Annotated in this window: 16 protein-coding genes and 4 tRNA genes; 14 read left to right on the top strand and 6 right to left on the bottom strand. The window is 59.5% G+C overall.

The features are described from left to right. Positions 1-324 precede the first annotated feature (324 nt). On the bottom strand, positions 325-1,179 hold the full coding sequence (gene folD / locus U5A08_RS18090; RefSeq protein ID WP_017848149.1) for a bifunctional methylenetetrahydrofolate dehydrogenase/methenyltetrahydrofolate cyclohydrolase FolD: 855 nt from the start codon (positions 1,177-1,179) through the stop codon (positions 325-327). Positions 1,180-1,454: 275 nt separating this feature from the next. On the opposite strand from folD, the gene U5A08_RS18085 reads away from it, so the two are divergent. From U5A08_RS18085 to U5A08_RS18040, 10 genes are all read left to right on the top strand, one after another. Continuing rightward, positions 1,455-1,531, top strand: a tRNA-Arg gene (locus U5A08_RS18085). 32 nt (positions 1,532-1,563) lie between these two features. Continuing rightward, positions 1,564-1,639, top strand: a tRNA-His gene (locus tag U5A08_RS18080). A gap of 57 nt (positions 1,640-1,696) precedes the next feature. Continuing rightward, positions 1,697-1,781: transfer RNA gene (locus U5A08_RS18075), tRNA-Leu, on the top strand. Between the two features lie 77 nt (positions 1,782-1,858). Then, positions 1,859-1,934, top strand: a tRNA-His gene (locus U5A08_RS18070). A 400-nt stretch (positions 1,935-2,334) separates the two neighbouring features. Then, complete coding sequence (gene tig / locus U5A08_RS18065; protein ID WP_321847817.1) at positions 2,335-3,645, top strand: trigger factor; 1,311 nt, start codon at positions 2,335-2,337, stop codon at positions 3,643-3,645. A 91-nt stretch (positions 3,646-3,736) separates the two neighbouring features. Further along, on the top strand, positions 3,737-4,372 hold the full coding sequence (gene clpP / locus U5A08_RS18060) for an ATP-dependent Clp endopeptidase proteolytic subunit ClpP (RefSeq protein ID WP_048725112.1): 636 nt from the start codon (positions 3,737-3,739) through the stop codon (positions 4,370-4,372). Between the two features lie 112 nt (positions 4,373-4,484). Beyond that, positions 4,485-5,768: an ATP-dependent Clp protease ATP-binding subunit ClpX gene (clpX, locus tag U5A08_RS18055; protein ID WP_017848146.1), complete on the top strand. Its 1,284-nt coding sequence runs from the start codon at positions 4,485-4,487 to the stop codon at positions 5,766-5,768. 161 nt (positions 5,769-5,929) lie between these two features. Beyond that, the gene (lon, locus tag U5A08_RS18050; protein WP_321847814.1) at positions 5,930-8,326 is read left to right on the top strand and encodes an endopeptidase La; all 2,397 of its coding nucleotides are present in this window, start codon (positions 5,930-5,932) and stop codon (positions 8,324-8,326) included. Between the two features lie 133 nt (positions 8,327-8,459). After that, positions 8,460-8,747 (top strand): HU family DNA-binding protein, encoded by a 288-nt coding sequence (locus tag U5A08_RS18045; RefSeq protein WP_221034285.1) that lies wholly within the window; start codon positions 8,460-8,462, stop codon positions 8,745-8,747. A gap of 233 nt (positions 8,748-8,980) precedes the next feature. Beyond that, positions 8,981-10,855, top strand: a complete 1,875-nt coding sequence (locus U5A08_RS18040; RefSeq protein WP_321847813.1) for a SurA N-terminal domain-containing protein — start codon at positions 8,981-8,983, stop codon at positions 10,853-10,855. 48 nt (positions 10,856-10,903) lie between these two features. Here the strand turns inward: U5A08_RS18040 and U5A08_RS18035 are convergent, their stop codons facing one another. Continuing rightward, complete coding sequence (locus tag U5A08_RS18035) at positions 10,904-12,070, bottom strand: MFS transporter (protein WP_321847812.1); 1,167 nt, start codon at positions 12,068-12,070, stop codon at positions 10,904-10,906. Between the two features lie 120 nt (positions 12,071-12,190). On the opposite strand from U5A08_RS18035, the gene U5A08_RS18030 reads away from it, so the two are divergent. Further along, complete coding sequence (locus U5A08_RS18030) at positions 12,191-13,090, top strand: LysR family transcriptional regulator (protein ID WP_321847811.1); 900 nt, start codon at positions 12,191-12,193, stop codon at positions 13,088-13,090. 89 nt (positions 13,091-13,179) lie between these two features. Next, entirely contained in the window at positions 13,180-13,950 is a 771-nt protein-coding gene (locus U5A08_RS18025) for a DUF2242 domain-containing protein (RefSeq protein WP_321847810.1), read from the top strand. A gap of 275 nt (positions 13,951-14,225) precedes the next feature. Here U5A08_RS18025 and U5A08_RS18020 read toward each other — a convergent pair whose 3' ends face one another. Together U5A08_RS18020 and U5A08_RS18015 are read right to left on the bottom strand one after the other, a co-directional pair. Next, entirely contained in the window at positions 14,226-15,260 is a 1,035-nt protein-coding gene (locus U5A08_RS18020; protein ID WP_253396901.1) for an AraC family transcriptional regulator, read from the bottom strand. A gap of 4 nt (positions 15,261-15,264) precedes the next feature. Then, positions 15,265-16,395, bottom strand: a complete 1,131-nt coding sequence (locus U5A08_RS18015) for a carbon-nitrogen hydrolase family protein (protein WP_253396899.1) — start codon at positions 16,393-16,395, stop codon at positions 15,265-15,267. Positions 16,396-16,607: 212 nt separating this feature from the next. Here U5A08_RS18015 and U5A08_RS18010 point away from each other — a divergent pair, with 212 nt between their 5' ends. Both U5A08_RS18010 and U5A08_RS18005 read left to right on the top strand, forming a co-directional pair. Beyond that, the gene (locus U5A08_RS18010; protein ID WP_253396897.1) at positions 16,608-18,647 is read left to right on the top strand and encodes an NADPH-dependent 2,4-dienoyl-CoA reductase; all 2,040 of its coding nucleotides are present in this window, start codon (positions 16,608-16,610) and stop codon (positions 18,645-18,647) included. Between the two features lie 59 nt (positions 18,648-18,706). Continuing rightward, positions 18,707-19,597 carry a 1-aminocyclopropane-1-carboxylate deaminase/D-cysteine desulfhydrase gene (locus tag U5A08_RS18005; RefSeq protein ID WP_321847806.1) on the top strand — a complete coding sequence of 297 codons (891 nt, stop codon included), beginning with the start codon at positions 18,707-18,709 and terminating at the stop codon, positions 19,595-19,597. Here the strand turns inward: U5A08_RS18005 and U5A08_RS18000 are convergent. Both U5A08_RS18000 and phnX read right to left on the bottom strand, forming a co-directional pair. Continuing rightward, positions 19,594-20,139 carry a cytochrome b gene (locus tag U5A08_RS18000; RefSeq protein ID WP_253396893.1) on the bottom strand — a complete coding sequence of 182 codons (546 nt, stop codon included), beginning with the start codon at positions 20,137-20,139 and terminating at the stop codon, positions 19,594-19,596. The genes U5A08_RS18005 and U5A08_RS18000 overlap by 4 nt on opposite strands. Before the next feature lie 114 nt (positions 20,140-20,253). Beyond that, positions 20,254-21,081, bottom strand: a complete 828-nt coding sequence (gene phnX / locus U5A08_RS17995) for a phosphonoacetaldehyde hydrolase (RefSeq protein WP_321847803.1) — start codon at positions 21,079-21,081, stop codon at positions 20,254-20,256. Positions 21,082-21,097 lie beyond the last annotated feature (16 nt).

The following is a 21,097-nucleotide window of genomic DNA, read 5'->3' as shown; positions in this document are numbered from 1 at the left end:
TAAAAAAGTAAGGAAATACCGTTTTGCAACGGGCGTTATGAAAAATGACGTTACATTTTAGGAGTATGGATCAGAAAACGATAGAGAGCCTTTAAATAAAGGCTGTAAGGCGATGATTGGTGGGCCTTGTAGTCATCCTTAGGGAAAAAAAAGGCCCGCTTGTGGGCGGGCCTAATGGGATTTTTCAAAGGAGTAGCGGTAAGTTGCGCCCTGTCCCGTCGATGGCAGGTGAAAAGGATGTCGAAGAAACGAGAAATCTGGTGCTGCGACGGGCGTTTTCAGACTCAAACAGGTGTAAACCTATTTCAGGACCAGAACCATCGATCAGCCGTGCAGGGTTTCCGCCGCGTACAGTGTATTTTCTAGCAGGCAGGCACGGGTCATCGGGCCAACGCCACCCGGTACCGGGGTGATCCATCCGGCGCGGGGCAGGGCGGTTTCGTACACCACGTCGCCGACCAGCTTGCCGTCTGCCTGACGGTTGATGCCGACGTCGATGACGATCGCGCCTTCCTTGATCCACTCACCCTTGACCAGGCCCGGCTTGCCGGCGGCGACTACCACCAGGTCAGCACGGCCGACGTGACCGGCGAGGTCTTTGGTGAAGCGGTGGGTCACGGTCACGGTGCAGCCGGCCAGCAGCAGTTCCATGGCCATCGGGCGCCCAACGATGTTGGAGGCGCCGACGATCACGGCGTCGAGGCCGTAAAGATTGACGCCGGTGCTTTCCAGCAGGGTCATGATGCCTTTCGGCGTGCATGGGCGCAGCAGCGGGATGCGCTGCGCCAGGCGGCCGACGTTATACGGGTGGAAGCCGTCGACGTCTTTGTCCGGGCGGATGCGTTCGAGCAACTGGGAGGCGTCCAGATGCGCGGGCAATGGCAGTTGCACCAGGATGCCGTCGATGTTCGGGTCATCGTTGAGGCCGTCGATCAGGTCGGTAAGGGCCTGCTGGGTGGTCTCGGAAGGTAAGTCGTAGGCCTTGGAAATAAAGCCGACCTCTTCACAGTCCTTACGCTTGTGCGAGACATAAACCTGAGACGCAGGATCGCTGCCGACCAGGATCACCGCGAGGCCAGGCGTGCGCAGGCCTTGCTGGCTACGCTCGGTGACGCGTTTGGCGATCTGCTGGCGCAGGCTGGCGGCGATTGATTTGCCGTCGATAAGTTGTGCAGTCATTACGCGTGATTAACCATCGAGAGGGGGAAGAAAAGTGCGCGCATTCTCGCATGCCAGCGCGCGAGGGCAAAGGCGCTTGGTCTGCAAATTGGCCTAACCCCTTAAATAAAATGAATTTTTTTCAAAAAAGATTTGACGGCTTTCCGGTGCGTCTATACTATTCGTCGCACTTGTCGGGCACAGCCTAGCACTGGTTAAGAAGGTCAAGCAGGATTGTTGCTCTGCAAGGCTGGAAGCACTTAGTTTGTAATCCTCAAAGAGTACAGATTAATCAGGCGCCCGTAGCTCAGCTGGATAGAGCATCCGCCTTCTAAGCGGATGGTCGCAGGTTCGAGTCCTGCCGGGTGCGCCATTAGGCAGCTTTGGCACAAGTAGCGTTAGATGGTGGGCGTAGCTCAGTTGGTAGAGCACGGGATTGTGACTCCCGTTGTCGAGGGTTCGATCCCCTTCGTCCACCCCATATTTTGAAAAGGCGCCAGATTAACCATCTGGCGCCTTTGCTTTAAGAGCTTCAAGCGCGGATGTGGTGGAATTGGTAGACACACTGGATTTAGGTTCCAGCGCCGCAAGGCGTAAGAGTTCGAGTCTCTTCATCCGCACCAATTAAAACTTTGCCCGGCCGAAAGGCGGGGTGAGGTTCGACAAAGAAGTGGTTTGGTTTCTTTGTTAACGCAATATGGTGGGCGTAGCTCAGTTGGTAGAGCACGGGATTGTGACTCCCGTTGTCGAGGGTTCGATCCCCTTCGTCCACCCCATATTCGAAAGGCGCCAGATCTAACAGTCTGGCGCCTTTTTTGTTTTAGCGGTTCGAGTATTCCGCGGCCGCAGGTTCTGGGTCGCAAGGCAGGGCGTTTCGTCGTATTTATGTGTCTCGATGATGCCGCGCTGCCCGCCGGTTCTGTTCGCGGGGCTGGCCGTCAGGGAGATGATTGGCGACTTCTTCTATATATAGAAGGGTCGGCGCAGAGCCCTGGCGTGATTGGCTGTATTTGTCACCGGGGCGAGGCGCAACAGTGTCTTCGTACCGATAAATTGCCTGCTGTTTTTTTACCCGTTTCCAGTAGGGTGACTTCTTGAGTTTGACCCACTAGAATGCATGCCCTTGATTCTGGGGTCGGAAACGGCCGGCTAACGTCTGTGCAACGAGGAATATCCATGCAAGTTTCTGTTGAAAATACTACTGCTCTCGAGCGCCGCCTGAGCATCACCGTGCCGGCAGAGCGCATCGAGACTGCGGTCAACAAGCGTCTGCAGCAGACTGCCCAAAAGGCCAAGATCGCTGGCTTCCGTCCAGGCAAAGTGCCAATGAGCGAAATCAAGCGCCGTTTTGGTGCTGATGCGCGTCAGGAAGCGGTAGGCGATGTGATCCAGGCTTCTTTCTACGAAGCGGTTGTTGAGCAAAAGCTGAACCCGGCCGGCTCGCCGTCGATCGAGCCTAAGTCCCTGGAAGCGGGCAAGGACCTGGAGTACGTTGCTGTATTCGAAGTGTTCCCAGAGTTCGAAGTTGCCGGTTTCGAAGGTATCGCTATCGAGCGCCTGAGCGCTGAAGTGGCTGATGCCGACCTGGACAACATGCTGGAAGTCCTGCGCAAGCAGAACACCCGTTTCGAAGTGGCCGAGCGTGCTGCCCAGAACGAAGACCAACTGAACATCGATTTCGTGGGCAAGGTTGACGGCGAAGCATTCGCTGGCGGCTCCGCCAAGGGCACTCAGCTGGTGCTGGGCTCCAACCGCATGATCCCGGGTTTTGAAGACGGCCTGGTTGGTGCAAAAGCTGGCGAAGAGCGCGTTCTGAACCTGACTTTCCCGGCTGACTACCAGAACCTGGACCTGGCCGGCAAAGCCGCCGAGTTCACCGTGACGGTCAACAGCGTTTCCGAGCCTAAGCTGCCAGAGCTGAACGAAGAGTTCTTCGCTCAATTCGGCATCAAGGAAACCGGCATCGACGGCTTCCGCACCGAAGTTCGCAAGAACATGGAGCGTGAGCTGCGTCAGGCTGTCAAGTCCAAGGTCAAGAACCAGGTCATGGACGGTCTGCTGACCGCCAACCCGATCGAAGTGCCTAAGGCTCTGCTGTCCAACGAAGTGGATCGCCTGCGCGTACAAGCTGTTCAGCAGTTTGGTGGCAACATCAAGCCTGACCAACTGCCGGCTGAGCTGTTCGAAGAGCAAGCCAAGCGCCGCGTCGTGCTGGGCCTGATCGTGGCTGAGGTGGTCAAGCAGTTCGACCTCAAGCCTGACGAAGACCGCGTTCGTGAAATGATCCAGGAAATGGCTTCGGCCTACCAGGAGCCTGAGCAGGTTGTGGCTTGGTACTACAAGAACGACCAGCAGCTGAACGAAGTACGTTCGGTTGTGCTGGAAGAACAAGTTGTGGATACTGTTCTGCAGAAGGCTAAGGTGACCGATAAAGCGGTCTCTTACGAAGAAGCAGTCAAGCCGGCGGAAGCAGCACAAGCCGACTGATTGTCCAACTCGTTCGAAATACAACCATAAGCCAGCCTCGCGCTGGCTTATGCGTTTTCAAGACATGACTATTTGGGAGTAACTGCAGAGCATGTTCCGTAATTCCTATATTCAGCAGAACTCTGATATCCAGGCCGCAGGCGGCCTGGTCCCGATGGTTGTCGAGCAGTCCGCTCGTGGCGAACGCGCCTACGACATCTACTCGCGCCTGCTCAAGGAGCGAGTGATCTTTCTGGTGGGCCCGGTAGAGGACTACATGGCCAACCTGATTTGTGCGCAACTGCTGTTCCTTGAAGCGGAAAACCCGGACAAGGACATCCATCTTTACATTAACTCGCCAGGCGGTTCGGTGACTGCAGGTATGTCGATTTACGACACCATGCAGTTCATCAAGCCAAACGTGTCGACCACCTGCATCGGCCAAGCCTGCAGCATGGGCGCTTTCCTGCTGACCGCGGGTGCCGAAGGCAAGCGTTACTGCCTGCCGAACTCGCGCGTGATGATTCACCAGCCACTGGGCGGTTTCCAGGGGCAGGCATCGGACATCGAAATCCATGCCAAGGAAATCCTCTTTATTCGTGAGCGTCTTAACACGCTGATGGCCAAGCACAGCGGGCACACCTTGGAAGAAATCGAGCGTGATACCAACCGTGACAATTTCATGAGCGCTGAAGCCGCGCGTGATTACGGGTTGATCGACGCAGTGATTGAAAAGCGCCCCGCTTAATATAAGCAGCTCAAAATAGGGCTGGTCGGCAAGTCCGATCACCTGCGGGCTTGAAAAAGCCCGCATAAGCCTTCATCTTGTGTTGCAAGCCTATCGGATTTGGATCGAACGAATGACTGACACCCGCAACGGCGAGGACAACGGCAAGCTGCTCTATTGCTCCTTCTGTGGCAAAAGCCAGCATGAAGTGCGCAAATTGATTGCCGGCCCCTCGGTCTTTATCTGCGACGAGTGCGTCGACCTGTGCAATGACATCATCCGTGAGGAGGTGCAGGAAGCCCAGGCCGAGAGCAGTGCGCATAAATTGCCTTCGCCTAAAGAAATCAGCGGCATCCTTGATCAGTACGTGATTGGTCAAGAGCGTGCAAAAAAGGTTCTGGCCGTAGCGGTGTACAACCACTACAAGCGCTTGAACCAGCGTGACAAGAAAAACGACGAAGTCGAGCTCGGCAAGAGCAACATCTTGCTGATCGGTCCTACAGGCTCGGGTAAAACCCTGCTTGCAGAAACCCTTGCTCGCCTGCTGAACGTTCCGTTCACCATCGCCGACGCTACCACCCTCACCGAGGCTGGCTACGTGGGTGAAGACGTCGAGAACATCATTCAGAAGTTGCTGCAGAAGTGCGACTACGACGTAGAGAAAGCCCAGATGGGTATTGTCTACATCGATGAAATCGACAAGATTTCGCGCAAGTCCGACAACCCGTCGATCACTCGGGATGTTTCCGGTGAAGGCGTGCAGCAAGCCTTGCTGAAACTGATCGAAGGCACGGTTGCTTCCGTACCGCCACAAGGTGGCCGCAAGCACCCGCAGCAGGAATTCCTTCAGGTTGATACGCGCAATATCCTGTTCATCTGCGGCGGTGCATTCTCCGGTCTGGAAAAGGTTATTCAAAACCGCTCCACCCGCGGCGGCATCGGTTTCAGTGCAGAAGTGCGCAGCAAGGAAGAAGGCAAGAAGGTGGGCGAGTCCCTGCGTGAAGTTGAACCTGACGATCTGGTCAAGTTTGGTCTGATCCCTGAATTCGTTGGTCGTCTGCCGGTCCTGGCGACATTGGACGAGTTGGATGAGGCTGCTCTGATTCAGATCCTCACCGAGCCGAAAAACGCCCTGACCAAGCAATATGCCAAGCTGTTCGAAATGGAAGGCGTAGACCTCGAGTTCCGTACCGATGCACTCAAATCAGTGGCCAAGCGGGCACTGGAGCGCAAGACCGGTGCGCGTGGCCTGCGTTCGATCCTCGAAGGCGTATTGCTCGACACCATGTACGAAATTCCCTCGCAGTCCGAGGTGAGCAAAGTGGTGATCGACGAAAGCGTTATCGAAGGCAAGTCCAAGCCACTGTATATCTATGAAAACAGTGAGCCGGCTGCCAAGGCTGCGCCAGACGCGTAAGCGTCCTGCAGCTGCATAACAACAAGGGGCCTTTAGGGGCCCCTTTTGTTTTAAGGGTGTGTTTTTCCTGCGTTTAACTGCTGGCATTGAGCTTGTTTTTTTTGCTAGCAGCCCCCATCTTGGTTTCATGCTTACTTTTCAACTGTCATAGAGGCGAAATCATGAAGACAACCATCGAATTGCCTCTCCTGCCGTTGCGTGATGTCGTCGTCTATCCGCACATGGTTATCCCGCTGTTCGTGGGGCGCGAGAAGTCTATCGAAGCCCTCGAGGCTGCGATGACGGGCGACAAGCAGATCCTGCTGTTGGCCCAGAGAAACCCTGCTGATGATGATCCAGGCGAAGATGCCCTGTATCGCGTCGGTACCGTTGCGACTGTCCTGCAACTGCTCAAGCTGCCCGATGGCACCGTCAAGGTGCTGGTGGAAGGTGAGCAGCGTGGTGCGGTCGAGCGTTTCATGGAGGTGGACGGCCACCTGCGCGCCGAAGTGGCGCTGATCGACGAAGTCGAGGCCCCGGAGCGCGAGTCCGAAGTATTTGTACGCAGCCTGCTCTCGCAGTTCGAGCAGTATGTGCAGTTGGGCAAGAAAGTCCCGGCTGAAGTCCTGTCTTCCCTCAACAGCATTGATGAGCCTAGCCGCCTGGTCGACACCATGGCCGCGCACATGGCGCTGAAAATCGAGCAGAAGCAAGACATCCTCGAAATCATCGACCTGCCGGCCCGTGTCGAACACGTCCTGGCGCTGCTCGATGCCGAAATCGACCTGCTGCAGGTTGAAAAACGCATCCGTGGTCGCGTGAAGAAACAAATGGAGCGCAGCCAGCGCGAGTACTACCTGAATGAGCAGATGAAGGCCATTCAGAAAGAACTCGGCGACAGCGAGGAAGGCCACAACGAAATCGAAGAGCTGAAAAAGCGCATCGATGCCGCCGGCCTGCCGAAAGACGCCCTGACCAAAGCCAATGCAGAGCTGAACAAGCTCAAGCAAATGTCGCCGATGTCGGCCGAAGCCACTGTGGTTCGTTCCTACATCGATTGGCTGGTGCAGGTGCCGTGGAAGGCTCAGACCAAGGTCCGCCTGGACCTGGCTCGCGCCGAAGATATCCTCGACGCCGACCACTATGGCCTCGAAGAAGTCAAAGAACGCATTCTCGAATACCTCGCGGTGCAAAAGCGCGTGAAGAAAATTCGTGGCCCGGTGTTATGCCTGGTCGGTCCGCCTGGTGTGGGTAAAACCTCCCTGGCCGAGTCGATTGCCAATGCCACCAACCGTAAATTCGTGCGCATGGCTCTCGGCGGCGTGCGTGATGAAGCGGAAATTCGGGGTCATCGCCGGACATACATCGGTTCGATGCCAGGAAGATTGATTCAAAAGATGACAAAGGTGGGGGTGCGCAACCCGCTGTTCCTGCTCGATGAAATCGACAAAATGGGCAGCGACATGCGTGGCGATCCGGCATCGGCCTTGCTCGAAGTGCTTGATCCCGAGCAGAACCACAATTTCAACGACCATTACCTGGAAGTCGACTACGACCTGTCCGACGTGATGTTCCTGTGTACCTCCAACTCCATGAACATTCCGCCAGCGTTGCTGGACCGGATGGAGGTGATTCGTCTGCCGGGTTACACCGAAGACGAGAAGATCAACATCGCCGTCAAATACCTCGCGCCCAAGCAGATTTCGGCCAATGGCCTGAAGAAAGGCGAGATTGAATTCGCGGTCGAGTCGATCCGCGACATGGTGCGTTACTACACCCGCGAGGCCGGTGTACGGGGGCTTGAGCGCCAGATCGCGAAGATTTGCCGCAAGGCGGTCAAGGAACATGCACTGGAAAAACGCTTCTCGGTGAAGGTCACGGCCGATGTGCTGGAGCACTACCTCGGCGTGCGTAAATTCAGTTACGGCTTGGCTGAGCAGCAGGATCAGGTAGGGCAGGTGACTGGCCTGGCGTGGACCCAGGTGGGCGGTGAATTGCTGACCATCGAAGCTGCGGTGATCCCAGGCAAAGGCCAATTGATCAAGACCGGTTCCCTGGGTGACGTGATGGTCGAATCCATCACCGCCGCGCAGACCGTGGTGCGCAGCCGCGCCCGGAGCCTGGGGATTCCCCTGGACTTCCACGAGAAGCACGACACCCATATCCACATGCCGGAAGGGGCGACCCCGAAAGACGGCCCTAGCGCTGGCGTAGGTATGTGTACGGCCCTGGTTTCGGCCCTGACCGGCATTCCGGTGCGCGCCGATGTGGCCATGACCGGGGAAATCACCCTGCGTGGGCAGGTATTGGCCATCGGTGGTCTGAAAGAGAAATTGCTCGCCGCACACCGGGGTGGAATCAAGACCGTGATCATTCCTGAAGAGAATGTCCGCGACTTGAAGGAAATTCCTGACAATATCAAGCAAGATCTTCAGATTAAACCAGTTAAATGGATTGACGAGGTCCTGCAAATTGCGCTGCAATACGCGCCGGAGCCCTTGCCGGATGTGGCTCCGGAGATAGTCGCTAAGGACGAAAAGCGCGAGTCTGATTCCAAGGAAAGAATTAGCACGCATTAATGCGTTAAAGCCTGGGGGCTTCCTTGACAGCTTTTTAGAGCCCTTGTTATAAAGCGGCTCTTAAGTGTCTGTAGTCCATTCAGCACTGGTTTTTGCTTTCACCAAAAAACTTAGAATCATACTCAATAGATATATAAGGGGACTTAGAGTGAACAAGTCGGAACTGATTGATGCTATCGCCGCATCCGCTGATATCCCGAAAGCTGCTGCTGGCCGTGCGCTGGACGCAGTGATCGAATCCGTCACTGGCGCTCTTAAGGCCGGCGACTCGGTGGTACTGGTAGGCTTCGGTACTTTCTCTGTGACTGACCGTCCAGCTCGCACTGGCCGTAACCCACAGACTGGCAAAGCACTGCAAATCGCTGCTGCCAAGAAACCAGGTTTCAAAGCCGGTAAAGCCCTGAAAGAAGCCGTTAACTAAGCCTCGATCAAGCCTTTACCTACCCGGGTCCGACGCAGGTCTGGCCTGGCAGCGGAGCGGCAGCTGACCCACGTATCCATCGGGTCACCACGCCGGGGGTGTGGGTTCTAACCCCCGTCCGCTCCGCCAGTTACGAGAGAAGGCGCATCCTCGGATGCGCCTTTCTTCTATCCGGACTCTACCCACGCTCCACGGTTGCCAATTTTTGAAGTTCAACCGTTTCTGGGGGACGCATGCTGCAAAATATCAGGGACAATTCACAAGGCTGGATTGCCAAGACCATTATCGGGATCATCGTCGCATTGATGGCGTTCACCGGTATCGAGGCTATTTTTCAGGCTTCGACCAACACCAAGCAGGACGTGGCCAAGGTCAATGGTGAAGCAATCACCCAGACCGAACTGAGCCAGGCCGTCGACATGCAACGTCGCCAACTGATGCAACAGTTGGGCAAGGATTTCGATGCATCCCTGCTGGACGAAAAACTGCTGCGCGACGCGGCCCTCAAGGGTCTGATCGATCGCAAGCTGCTGCTGCAAGGCGCCGCCGATTCCAAGTTTAGCTTCTCTGAAGCTGCGCTGGACCAGGTGATCCTGCAGACGCCGGAATTCCAGGTGGACGGCAAATTCAGCGCCGAACGCTTTGACCAGGTGATCCGTCAACTGGGCTACAGCCGTCTGCAGTTCCGTCAGATGTTGACTCAGGAAATGCTCATCGGCCAGGTTCGCGCAGGCATCGCCGGCAGCGGTTTCGTGACTGACGCACAGGTGCTGGCATTCGCCCGCCTGGAAAAACAGACCCGCGATTTCGCCACCGTCAATATCAAGGCCAACCCTGCGGCGGTGAAACTCACCGACGACGAGGTCAAGGCTTACTACGACCAGCACGCCAAAGAGTTCATGACCCCGGACCAGGTGGTCATCGACTATCTGGAGTTGAAGAAGTCGTCTTTCTTCGACCAGGTCACCGTCAAGGACGATGAACTGCAGGCGGCGTATGAGAAAGAAACCGCCAACCTCGCTGAGCAGCGTCGTGCCGCGCACATCTTGATTGAAGTCAACGACAAGGTCACCGAGGCGCAAGCCAAGGCCAAGATCGAAGAAATCCAGGCGCGCCTGGCCAAGGGTGAGCAGTTCGAAGCCCTGGCCAAGGAGTTCTCCCAGGATCCGGGTTCGGCCAGCAATGGCGGTGACCTCGGCTTTGCCGGTCCTGGCGTTTACGATCCGGACTTCGAAGCAGCCCTGTACGCCTTGAATAAGGATCAGGTCTCGGCACCCGTGCGCAGCACCTTCGGTTGGCACCTGATCAAGCTCTTGGGCGTTGAAGCGCCAGAAGTGCCATCGTTCGCCAGCCTGAAAGGCAAGCTGACTCACGAGCTCAAGAATCAACAGGTTGAACAGCGTTTTGTCGAAGCGACCAAGCAATTGGAAGATGCGGCATTTGAAGCCTCCGACCTGGCTCAGCCAGCGTCCGACCTCAAGCTGACCGTTCACACCTCTGCGCCGTTTGGTCGCGAAGGCGGGGAGGGTGTTACAGCCAACCGTGCCGTGGTCACTGCCGCGTTCAGTCCGGAAGTGTTGGATGAGGGTGCCAACAGCACCGCCATCGAGCTCGACCCGGAAACCATCATCGTGCTGCGGGCCAAAGAACACCTGAAGCCTGCGCAACTGCCGCTGGAAAGCGTGGCAGCGGCGATCCGCACACAGATGACCAAGGAACGCGCCAGCGCGGCTGCCAAGACTCACGCTGACGAGTTGATCGCCAGCCTGCGTGATGGCAAAACCCCGCTGAACCAGCCCATTGATGGTCAGGCCTGGAAAGTCACCGCAGCGGCTACCCGTAGCCAGGAAGCGATCGACCCGGTCGTGCTGCAAGCCCTGTTCCGCATGCCCAAGCCTGCGGCCAAGGACAAACCGACCTTCACCACCGTGACTCTCGCGGATGGCAGCCTGGTGATCGTGCGCTTGAACAGCGTCAACGAAGCGGCGGCGCCATCGGACGACGAGAAGGCGCAATACCGCCGTTTCCTCGCTTCCCGTGTGGGTCAGCAGGACTTCGCGGCGTACCGCAAGCAGTTGGAAACCAAGGCTGAGATCAAGAAGTACTGATCTCGGTTTGAATAAAAAGCCCCCGGCCTGAAAAGACCGGGGGCTTTTTCATGGGCGTTTGCTAAGGGCCAGCAGCATCAAAGCAACTACCGCCAAGGGAAACGCGAACACGCCCCAACTCTGCAGCAGCAACCCCCCCGCTAACCCGCCACCGGCAATGCCCAGGTTCCACACGGTCACCAGCATCGATTGCGCAGCGTCCGCCGACTCGCCAGCGGACTTGGCCAGAGCGGTTTGTAGCAAGGCCGGCAGGCCACCGAATGCCAGGCCCCAAACCGCTACGGCGGTGTAGATGACCGCCGGCGAGTCGATCCAGAACGCCAGCGCCAGCGCCGACAGGCCGAACAGCGCGCAACTGAGTAGCACCAGCGGGCGCAACCATCGATCGATCAGCAGGCCCACCAGCCAGATGCTCAACAACGCCGCGAGGCCAAACACCAGCAGTACCCGGTCGATATCGGCCTCGATTCCGGCGGGCTCCAGCAGTGGGGCGATGTAGGTGTAGAGAATGTTGTGGGCCAGCACGTAGGTAAAGGTCACCCAAAGCACCGGGCGAATGCCACGCAACGTCATCACCTGGCGCAGGCCCAGGCGCTGTTGTGCCGCTTGGCCGGCAAAGTCCGGCAGTTGCCAGCGCGCCCAGAGCAGTAGCACCAGCGTCAGTCCGGTCATGATCGCAAAGCTCAAGCGCCAGCCAACGAGAGTGCCCAGCAGTGTGCCGGCCGGCACGCCCAGGGACAGGGCCAGCGGCGCGCCAAGCATTGCGATGGCAATCGCCCTGCCTTGCAGGTGAGGGGCGACCATGCGACTGGCATAACCCGCCAACAGGGCCCAGAGCAACCCGGCGAATACCCCGGCGAAAAAGCGCGCTACCAGTGTCAGCCCATAGTGACTGGATACGGCAGTCACGCTGTTGACCAGGGCAAAGCCACCAATGGCCACCAGCAGTAGCGGTCGGCGGCGCCAACCACGCGTCAGTAGCGTCAATGGGATGGCTGCAAGCAGCGATCCAAGCGCGTAGAGGGTGACCAGTTGGCCAACCAGGGCGGGTGACACGCCCAGGCCTGCGCCCATCTGCGGCAGGAGCCCTGCGGGCATGGCTTCGGTGAGGATGGTAATAAACCCTGCGCAAGCCAGGGCCAGCAAGCCACCGAGCGGCAGCGCGTCAGGCTGGGCGTTCGCCGGGCAATGGGTCAGTGACGGGTTGTCGCTCATAACGCTCTATCCATGTGAAAGGGGCAAGGCGGCAGAGTAAGGGGCTGTGGTGCGCGGAAAAACAGGCTAAGGTTCCGAACTTATCGGACGTAGGTGTCCGTAATCAGTCGGGGTGTCATCATGGACAGCTTGAGCAGCCTGTCGGTCTTTGTGCAGGTGGCGGAGACGCGCAGCTTTACCGCTGCTGGCCGTGTGCTGGGGGTATCGTCTTCGGCCGTGGGCAAAAGTATCGCGCGCATGGAAGAGCGCCTGGGTGTAAGGCTGTTTCACCGCAGCACGCGCAGCATCACCCTGACCAGCGAAGGCTCGCTGTTTCTTGAGCGTTCGCGGCGCATTCTGGCCGAGGTCGAAGCGGCCGAGCAGGAGTTGACGGACGCCAGCGCCGCGCCCCGGGGCAAGTTGCGCATCAGTCTGCCGCAGGTGCGCGGTTTGTTGATGCCGGTACTCAGTGACTTTATGCGCGCCTACCCGGATATCGAGCTGGATGTGGATTTTTCCGACCGTATGGTGGACGTGATCGAGGAAGGTTTCGATGCGGTGATTCGCACGGGCAAGCCGGAAGATTCGCGCTTGATGGCGCGTCATCTGGGCTACTACCAGTTGGTGCTTGTCGGCACGCCGGGCTACTTCGCGCAATACGGCACCCCGCAGCAACCGCAGGATCTCAACGATCACGCGTGCCTGCGGCACAAATTCTGCGCCACCGGCAAGCTGGAAAACTGGCCGTTGCGTCAGGTGCCGGGCGCCGCCGAGCCGACCTTGCGTACACCGCTGGTCAGTACCACCATCGAGTCCCTCAACCATGTGGTACACGAGGGATTGGGTATCGCCTGTCTGCCGGACTACATGGTCAACGAGGCCGTGGGGCAGGGGCGTTTGCGACGGGTGTTGGACGATCATCTCGAACACCGTGGCAGTTTCTGGATATTGTGGCCATCAAGTCGCCATGCATCAGCCAAGTTGCGCGTGTTTATTGACCATATGTGCGCCGGGCTTTTTCCTGCAGGCACCGCTGTGTAGGCTTGTGACGTTTTACCGACAGGAATGCGCGCGCCAAGGCCTCGTTCTGTTGCACAATACCGCCCAGATCGTTTTCCTCAGGATTTTCAATGTCGACATCATTTCACTTGCGTAGCCTCGGCTTGGCGCTGGTGTTGGCGGGCGCCACGGGCTGCTCGTCACCCAAGACCGCTATTTACGAGCACGAGAATTTCGACGACTCCGGTACGTTCTCCCGTGATTACCCGGTCAGTGACATCGCCGCGTGCGAGGCCGCGCGCCGCGCGCTGCTGAGCCAGGGTTACATCATCACCAGTAGCGATCCGAAGCTGGTGGTGGGCAACAAGAGCTTCCAGCAGACCGGCGAGACTCACATGCAGATCAGCTTCAACGTGGTGTGCGCGGACGATGGCAAAGGTAAAAATCATTCGACGATATTTGCCAACGCCCTGCAGGATCGCTATGCGCTGAAGAAGGTCAACAACTCCGCAAGCCTGGGTGTGGGTGTGCTGGGCTCGGTATCGATGCCGATCGGCTCCACCGACGACTCGATGGTGAAGGTGGCGAGTGAGACTGTCTCGGCACCGAAGTTCTATGAGCGGTACTTTGCGTTGGTGGATGTATTCCTGCCGCAGGAAGTGAAAAAGGCTGCGCATATTCCCGAGCAGCCTAAGGCGGAGTTGGGCGTGCCTGAGCCTAAAGCCGCGCCGGCCGCCGAAAAAGTCGAAGCACCGAAGCAGGAGCTCGCCGCACCGGTTGTTTCCGAGCCGGTCGCACCTCCGACCGAGCCCGCACCGATTGCTCCGCAACAAGAGCCTGCTGCCCCCACGCTGCCGCCGCCGACGGAGGCTATTCCGCCCCTGCCGACGCCGTCCCAGTGACACCGACGGCCTTCGACGGGGCGGGGCTGATTGGCACCTGATAAATTCTTGCAGCGCTGCTACGTTTAATCCTGTAGTGCAGGAACGTCATGGCGCTGACATTTTTTCGTCATGACGGCACTTTAGGCTGGTCTTGCAGGTCATCAACCTGCGGCCGCTTTCACCCTAAAGGAGCTTAATATGGACGATTATCAGGAAGAACTGCTCGAGTACCAGGCCTTTGAATGGGACCCTTTGGACCCCGCCGACGATGCCACCGAGCTGTAAAACCGGCTTCAGGCGGAATGCCGCTGACTGCGGCGAAATTCCCCTGGGGTCTGGTTGTTCCACCGCCTGAACGCTCGTTGAAAGGCTTGAGCCGAGGCAAAGCCGAGCAAGTAGGCGATCTCGCCGAATGCCAGTTCCGTATCGCGAATGTAGGTCATGGCCAGGTCGCGGCGGGTATCGTTGAGGATCGCCCGGAACTGAGTGCCTTCTTCGGCCAGTTTGCGGCGCAGGGTCCAGGTCGGCAGCTTCAAGCGCGCCGCCACTTCTTCCAGGTCGGGTTCCCGGCCACCATTGAGCATCGGCCCGAGCAAACGGGTAATGCGCTCGCGCAGGCTGCGGGTGCGGGTCAACTGCTCCAACTCTCTTTCACATAGCTGTAACAGCAGGTGCCAGGTGCTCGGGCAATGCTGCGGGTTGCGCAGCGCCAGGGTTGGTTGGCTCAGGCGCAGTTGATTGGCGTCGGCGCCGAAGTGGACCGGGCTGTCGCCCAACGCGCGGTATTGTTCACTGTAGTCCGGTGCCTCGAATTCGATCTCGATGCGCTGCGCCTGCACCGGTTGCTGGGCCAGACTCGACAGTTGGTGCAGCCAGCCGGCGATGATCGAGTCGACCACAAAGCGGTTATAGGCGTTGTAGGGGCTGATGGAATAGAAACGCAGCCAGGCGCCTTCGGCGTCTTCATGAAAGCTCGATTGCCCGCGATAGTTGGAGCCATACAGCGCTTCAAAGCGTGTGAGGGTGCGGGCCGCTTCGCGCACGTTGGGCGCCTGGGCGGCCGTGACGCCCGCCAGGCCGGCCTGGTTCAAGCGGCTCAATTGGCCCATGCGCAGGCCAAGGCCCGGGTCGCCGGTCAGTTGGATGGCGGCGTGCCCCAGGCGCATATATCGCGGGATCGACAAGCGTGCGCCGGCTTCGGCGAGCCGCGCCGGGTCCAGGCCGTATTGCAGCAACAGCGGTTGCGGGTCCAGGCCGTGGTGGGTGATCGCGTCGGCCAGGGTGTGTACGAAGCCCACCGACATATCCCCCAGGCGTACCGGCTTCACGGCGTTACAGCCAGAGATTCAGCAAGCGCGCACCACGGGCGTCGCCGTCGGCGAACACTTGACCGTTGCTGCTGAGAAAGCTCCGGCCGGCGCTGCCCAGGTCCCAGAACTGCCCGCGCAAAAACACACTCATGCCCGCGGTGGCCTGGCTGATGGGTTGCTGGCTGATCAAGGTCAGGCGCCGCCAGGCTTCGCCTTCGCTGAGCTCTTCGGGTTTGAGGCTGATTTCCGTGGGCGTCGACACGCTCTTGAAGCCGCGCCATGGGCGGTCCCACGTGTCACGCCCGATGACAAACGCGGGGACGGCGATCAACTGGGCGCCTTGCTCATTGAGCTTGCGATAGTTGTCCGGGTACCAGCTGTCGCTGCCGATCAGGATGCCCAGGCGTCCGGCCGGGGTGTCGACCACGCTGACGGTGTTTTCATCGCCTGGCGCAATGAAACCGCGCTCGTCGTAGATCGGGTAGAGCTGACGCTGCGGCTGGCCCAGGGGCAGGCCGTCGGCCGCAAACACCAGGCTGGCGTTGTACAGTGCGCCATGCCCGACCTGCAGTTGCCCCTGGCTCACGCTGGGGTTGGGCAGCGCGATGGAGCCGGCCACCAGGGTCACGCCAAACTCCTTGGCCAGGCCGCCGAACAGCACCTGGTAGTCCCGCGCCATCGCTGGGGCTTTCATGCGCAAGTAAGCGTCGTCCATGCGGTTGTCGCCAGTGGCGTTGATCCAGGCGCGCATGAATTGCACCGGATTGCTGATCGACAGCCAGTTCATCGCATCTTTCAGATGGGGCGCCTGATACAGCTCGTTTTTTTCGCCGCTGAGCATCAGCCAGGTGCCGATGTGTTCCGGCAGCACGACGATGGTTTTTTCATTGAGCAGCCCCTGGTCTCGGGCCGTTTGCAGGTAGGCCGCGAGCTTCAGGTGCAAGCGTTCCAGGCTCTGGTAATCGCCGGGGAACAGTTCCGGCTGGATGCCCAGCAGGTTGCCGCGATCGGCGGGCTGGCCCTCGTTGACGGCCAGGGTGATGCGCAGGTCGGACAGGTAATGCGCCACGGGGCGCTCCTGGGTCCAGACCAGATAGGCGGCGACGGCGGCAACCAACGCCATGGTGACGGTAAAAGCTAGAAGTTTACGCATGGGGGAACAGACAACGGACCAAGTGCAGGGTTCGCGACTAGGGTAGGGCCCGTGGGTCTGCTTGCCAAGGGGGGCTGTGCATTTGGATCAATAACTTGTCAGTTTCAGTCATTGAGCCCTGGCCGATCGCCTCTATAGTCTGTGGGACATAAACCGATGGCAAGCCGTTAGAGCGTGCCACGTCCCGTGATGATCCGTTGTGGAGCTTGACCATGACCGCTGCTGCGTACCCCCACCTGCTGACCCCGTTGGACCTGGGTTTTACCACCTTGCGCAACCGTACCCTGATGGGCTCGATGCACACGGGCCTGGAAGAAAAACCGGGCGGTTTCGAACGCATGGCGGCCTATTTTGCCGAGCGCGCCCGTGGTGGCGTGGGCCTGATGGTCACCGGCGGCATTGGCCCGAACGATGAAGGTGGGGTGTATTCCGGCGCGGCCAAGCTGACCACCGACGAAGAGGCGCAGAAGCACAAGATCGTGACCCGCGCCGTACACGCAGCCGGCGGCAAGATCTGCATGCAGATCCTCCATGCCGGTCGTTATGCCTACAGCCCCAAGCAGGTGGCGCCGAGCGCGATCCAGGCGCCGATCAACCCGTTCAAGCCCAAGGAGCTGGACGAAGCGGGCATCGAGAAGCAGATCCAGGATTTCGTCACCTGCTCGCTGCTGGCCCAGTCCGCCGAATACGACGGCGTCGAAATCATGGGCTCCGAAGGCTACTTCATTAACCAGTTCCTCGCCGCCCACACCAACCACCGTACCGATCGTTGGGGCGGCAGCTACGAAAACCGCATGCGCCTGGCGGTAGAAATCGTGCGCCGGGTGCGCGAAGCCGTCGGCCCGAATTTCATCATCATCTTCCGCCTGTCGATGCTCGACCTGGTGGAAGGCGGCAGCAGTTGGGAAGAAATCGTGCAACTGGCCAAGGCCATCGAGCAGGCTGGTGCGAGCATTATCAACACCGGGATCGGCTGGCACGAAGCGCGCATTCCGACCATCGCCACCAAGGTGCCGCGTGGCGCGTTCAGTAAAGTCACCGCCAAATTGCGTGGCGCGGTGCAGATCCCACTGATCACCACCAACCGCATCAACACCCCGGAGATTGCCGAGCAGATCCTCGCCGCAGGCGATGCCGACATGGTCTCGATGGCGCGGCCGTTCCTCGCCGACCCAGAGTTCGTCAACAAGGCCGCCGCCGGCCGTGCCGATGAAATCAACACCTGCATCGGCTGTAACCAGGCCTGCCTGGACCACACCTTCGCCGGCAAGTTGACCACCTGCCTGGTCAACCCGCGCGCGTGCTACGAGACCGAACTCAACTACTTGCCGGTCAAGCAGATCAAGAAAATCGCCGTGGTCGGCGCCGGTCCTGCGGGCCTGGCCGCGGCCACGGTGGCGGCCGAGCGTGGCCATCAGGTGACATTGTTCGATTCGGCCAGCGAGATCGGCGGCCAGTTCAACATCGCCAAGCGCGTGCCGGGCAAGGAAGAGTTTTTCGAAACCCTGCGTTACTTCAATCGCAAGTTGCAGACCACCCATGTGGAGCTGTGTCTCAACACCCGTGTCGACGTCGCGCAACTGACGGCGGGCGGGTACGACGAGATCATCCTGGCCACCGGCATCGCACCGCGCACGCCAGCGATTCCGGGCATCGACAACCCCAAGGTGCTGAGCTACCTCGACGTGATCCTCGAGCGCAAACCGGTGGGCAAGCGCGTCGCGGTGATCGGTGCCGGTGGTATCGGCTTCGACGTGTCGGAGTTCCTCGTGCATCAGGGCGTGTCCACCAGCCTGGACCGCGACGCGTTCTGGAAAGAGTGGGGCATCGACACGCAGTTGCAAGCGCGTGGCGGTGTCGCCGGGATCAAGCCTCAACCTCACCCGCCGGCGCGCGAGGTGTTCCTGTTGCAGCGCAAGGCCTCCAAGGTCGGCGATGGGTTGGGCAAGACCACCGGTTGGATTCACCGCACCGGTTTGAAGAACAAGCAGGTGCAGATGCTCAACAGCGTCGAGTACCTGAAAATCGACGATGAGGGCCTGCATATCCGCATCGGCGCCGAGGGCGAGCCGCAGCTGTTGGCGGTGGACAACATTGTGATCTGCGCTGGCCAGGACCCGTTGCGCGAATTGCAGGACGGCCTGGTCGCGGCGGGTCAGAACGTCCACCTGATCGGTGGCGCCGATGTCGCGGCCGAACTGGACGCCAAACGCGCCATCAACCAGGGCTCGCGCCTGGCGGCTGAGTTGTAAAATGCCCGGAAGGGGCGGTGTTAGACTACCGTCCCTTTTTTTCATGCGGACTTGCCCCGATGGGCCCTTTCGATTGGCTGCCCCATGCGCCCCTGGAACCGCTGCCGCTGGATTGGCTGAACGGGGTTGAGTTGGCCGTGCTGCGCCTGGACCGCATTGACCCGCTGATCAGCGGCAACAAGTGGTTCAAGCTCACCGAGCATCTGGCCCAGGCGCAACAGGCCGGTGCCGGCGGGATCATCAGCCTTGGAGGGGCATACTCCAACCATCTGCATGCGCTGGCGGCGGCCGGCAAACGTTTTGATTTTCCCACTGTCGGCCTGTTGCGCGGCCATCCCCAAGACACGCCCACCGTCCTCGACCTCAAGGCCTTCGGCATGCAGCTGCATTGGCTGGGTTATGGCGGCTACCGTGCGCGGCATGAGCCTGGTTTCTGGTTGCCGTGGCGCGAGCAATATCCCCATCTTTATCCAGTGCCCGAAGGCGGCGGGGGTATCGCCGGCGCGTTGGGTTGCGGCGTATTGGTCGAGCAGGCGCGCGCGCAGTTGAGCAACGTGGGGTGGGACGATTACGACGCATGGTGGCTGGCGGCAGGCACCGGCACGACCCTGGCCGGGCTGGCACTGGCCGAGGCGGGGGCGCATCCGGTGTACGGCGCAATGGCGGTGCCGGACGACCACGGCGTAGCACAGAACGTGCGCGCCATTGTGCAGGACGGGTATGAGTTGTTGGACGCCAGTCGGGGCGGCTTCGCCAAGGTCGACCGGTTATTGCTCGACTTTATCGAGACCACGCAACAGGCTTGCGGCTTACCGCTGGAGCCGCTCTACACCGGCAAAGCACTGCTGGCGTTGAAGCAACAGGTCGCAGCCGGACGCTTCCCTGCGGGCACGCGTCTGATCTTCGTTCACACCGGCGGCTTGCAAGGCCGCCGAGGGTTGGCTGCCTAGCGTTTGGGGATCATGCGCAACACGGTGTTATCACGCATGAAGTAGTGGTGGTACAGACCGGCCGCGGCATGCAGGCCAATCAACCAATAACCGATGGAGCCGCCCAGTTCATGCCACTCTTTGATCTGCTTGGACAAGTCCTTGTTTTCGCCGATCAAGGGCGGTAACTCGATTCCGTAGAACATCACGGAGTGCCCTTGGGCACTGACGATCAGCCAGCCGGCAATCGGCATGCCGATCATGAACGCATACAGCGCAAAGTGCATCAGGGTCGCCAGTAGGCTCTGCCATTGTGGCGGTGCTGGTACAATCTTCGGCGCCACCCCCAGCGAGCGCGCAAACAGGCGCAGCCAGACCAGCACAAACACGGTCAGGCCGAGCATGAAGTGCATTTCCACGATCAACGTGCGCCCGCCACTGCCTTTGGGGAAGATCCCGCGAAACTCAATACAGGCGTAAACCACCGCCAGCAGCACAAGCATCAACCAGTGCAACGCAATCGACATAGTGCTGTAACGTGACTCGGAATTTTTCCACGGCATTGCTTGGTTCCTCTCTCATCAGGGCAAATCTCCGTTCTTTGGCGACGAAGTTCTTTTACTTTAAGCCTGTTTTGCGGGGTTTGCCCGACGTGAATGCCGTTGAGTTGACCTTGATCAGTGGCTTTGCGGCATTTCACCACGCGCCAGGCGCCGGTTGATGTCGGCGATCACCGCTGGCAGGTCGGTGATGGTGTCGATCAGGTAGTGCGGCTGCGAACCTTCGAACATGGCTTCGATACGCGTGCGCTCGCGGGCCAGGGCGGTGCTGTCCAGGGCACGGAACTGCGCGTAGGTCAGGCCCAGAGCGTTGCCGGAGCAGGTCAGGGCCACGGTCCACATCCCGGCGCGACGGCCTTCGAGAATGCCCGGCACGGTGTCGTCGACCTTGACGCACGCCGCTACATCGTCAATCCCCAGGGCGATCACGTTGGCCAGCGCCTGCGCCGGCCATGGGCGGCCATTGGGCACTTCGTCGGTGGCGACCACATGGTCGGCGACGTAGCCGTTGGTGGCGGCCAGCGCGACGACCTTGTCCATCACTTGCTTGGGATAGCCGGAACAGGAGCCGATCTTGAGCCCTTGCGCACGCAGCGCAGCGATGCAGTCGAGGGCGCCGGGGATCAGGGCCGAGTGCTCGGCGATTTTTTCGATCTGCAGCGGCATGAAGCGCTGGTAGATGGCAGTTACGTCGTCATCGGTCGGCGTGCGGCCGAACGTTTTGCGGTAACGCTCGGCAACCTGCGGCTGGTTGCACAGGGTGCGGATATGCTCCCATTTGCCCATGCCCATCGGGCCACGGGCTTCTTCGATGGAGACGTGCACATCGAACTCGGCGAAGGCTTCGACAAAGATCTGCGTCGGGGCGAACGAGCCGAAGTCGACCACGGTGCCGGCCCAGTCGAGGATGACGGCCTGCAGGGTGTCGGGGTGTTGATAGTTCATGGTTCAGATCCTGTGG

This window comes from Pseudomonas paraveronii (assembly GCF_963681955.1).
Taxonomy (GTDB): Bacteria; Pseudomonadota; Gammaproteobacteria; order Pseudomonadales; family Pseudomonadaceae; genus Aquipseudomonas; species Aquipseudomonas paraveronii.
The sequence above is the reverse complement of the archived record's forward strand: the minus strand, read 5'-3'. Positions and strand labels throughout refer to the sequence as shown.